Below are 2102 nucleotides of genomic sequence, written 5' to 3' on the forward strand. Positions count from 1 at the left end.
GCAAAAAAAGCCACCTCAGTGACTTTTTTATTGAAAAGCGTATATTTAAAAGTATGGGTCAGAGATTAGTGACCTGCGCCATTGATACTGCGAACCATCTCTTCGACCATTTTCTTGGCATCACCAAAGATCATCATCGTCTTATCCATATAGAACAGACTGTTATCGAGACCTGCATAACCTGTGTTCATTGAACGCTTGATGACCATGACCGTTTGCGCTTTGGTCACTTCTAGAATCGGCATACCAAAGATTGGCGAGGTTGGATCATCTTTCGCAGAAGGGTTTACCACGTCGTTGGCACCGATGACCAACACCACATCTGTACTCGCGAAGTCTGAGTTAATCTCATCCATCTCTAAAATATCATCATAAGGTACATCGGCTTCAGCCAATAGTACGTTCATATGTCCTGGCATACGACCAGCCACCGGATGGATGGCAAAACGTACGTTCACACCTTCTTCTTTTAGCAGCTCGTACAACTCTTTGACTGCATTCTGTGCACGACCTTGCGCCATACCATATCCCGGTACGATCACAACACTACTGGCATTGGCCATTAAGAAGCCTGCATCTTCTGCTGAACCTGCTTTGTAGTTCTTTGGTGCGCCATCATCGCCGCCCGCTGCTACAGCGCCTGTACCCATACCACCAAATAAGACGTTGAGTAATGAGCGGTTCATGGCTTTACACATGATGTAAGACAAGATCGCACCCGATGAACCAACGAGCGAACCGGCAATAATCAGCATTGAGTTACCGAGTGTGAAACCAATACCCGCTGCTGCCCAACCAGAGAACGAGTTCAATAGTGAGACAACCACTGGCATATCACCGCCACCGATTGGGGCAATCCACATCCAACCAAAGATAACGGCAATCACAGCCATTGCATAAAATGCTGGTAATGAGTCAGTAACGAAATAAACGCCACCAAAACCAATCATTGCAATGAATAATAACGCTTGGACAGGTTTTACCCAGCCACCAGCCAATGTTTTAGCCCAGCTTTTTGCTGCCAATTTACCGAAAGCAAAGACGGAGGCTGAGAAGGTAATCGCACCGATGAAACAACCGATAAACAGCTCAACTCGGGCAACGGCGCCATGCTGTTGTTCAGTGTGCAGTACCGTCGCTAGTGCAATGGCGACTGCTGCCAAGCCGACGAATGAATGCATCAAGGCAACGGTTTCGGGCATTTGAGTCATCGCGACTGTTTTTGCCTTCCACATACCAACGAGTGCACCTAAGATCATCGCACCGATGATCAACCAAAGCACAGGGCCTTCTGCTAAGAAGAATGTCGTGACGACGGCAATCGCCATCGCTACCATACCAAAGCGGTTACCACGAATAGCCGTCTTTGGGCTGGACAAGCCACGTAAGGTTAGAACAAAAAGAATCGCTCCGACCAGATAGAACCAATCTGCATTTGCCGCAATCATTGCTGAGAAATCATTCATGCGTCACCTCCAACATCAGTGGTTGCTACTGGTGCTTTTTTTACTTTCGGTTTAAACATCGCAAGCATACGCTCAGTCACGGCAAAACCACCGAAGATATTGATACTAGCTAAAAATACGGCAAAAGCGCCAAGGATACTGGTTGGTGTAAAGACAGAACCATCAATGGTGACGGTCTGTAGCATGGCACCAACGATGACGATACTTGATAGGGCGTTGGTGACGGCCATCAATGGTGTATGTAGTGCAGGCGTCACGCCCCAAACCACGTAATATCCAACAAAGATAGCGAGTACAAATACGGTAAAAATCGCGACAAATGGCGTACTAGCCATGGCGGCACCGGCGGGTGCTGACGCTAAAATAGTGGCAATCATCTAATCCTCCTAAAATTTATTCATGTCTGGCAAATGTATGGTGACAACGTTAATAGTGACAGGCTTTAAAACTTAGCCAGTCAAACTAGCGTTTGGCCAGTCGTACCTGATTGTCATGTGTCACTGCCAGTGCGCCCTGAATCTCGTCTTCCATGTCTACATTAAGTGCCAAGCTAGGTGCTGAAGCGTCATCGCCAGCAGGCGCAATTAAGGTCGTGATAAAGTTAACCAAGTTATTGGCATACAAATCTGAAGACTG

The 2102-nt window shown here is 47.1% G+C and carries 2 protein-coding genes; both read right to left on the reverse strand.

Annotated elements, in window-relative coordinates; all coding sequences use genetic code 11:
- Window positions 1-65 precede the first annotated feature (65 nt).
- Entirely contained in the window at window positions 66-1466 is a 1401-nt protein-coding gene (locus IP485_RS13640; RefSeq protein WP_413787037.1) for an NAD(P)(+) transhydrogenase (Re/Si-specific) subunit beta, read from the reverse strand.
- On the reverse strand, window positions 1463-1801 hold the full coding sequence (locus IP485_RS13645; RefSeq protein WP_197135295.1) for a proton-translocating transhydrogenase family protein: 339 nt from the start codon (window positions 1799-1801) through the stop codon (window positions 1463-1465). The genes IP485_RS13640 and IP485_RS13645 overlap by 4 nt, the downstream gene beginning before the upstream one ends.
- Between the last annotated feature and the right edge of the window lie 301 nt (window positions 1802-2102).

The sequence above is a fragment of the Psychrobacter sp. NG27 genome, assembly GCF_016106655.1.
Taxonomy (GTDB): domain Bacteria; phylum Pseudomonadota; class Gammaproteobacteria; order Pseudomonadales; family Moraxellaceae; genus Psychrobacter.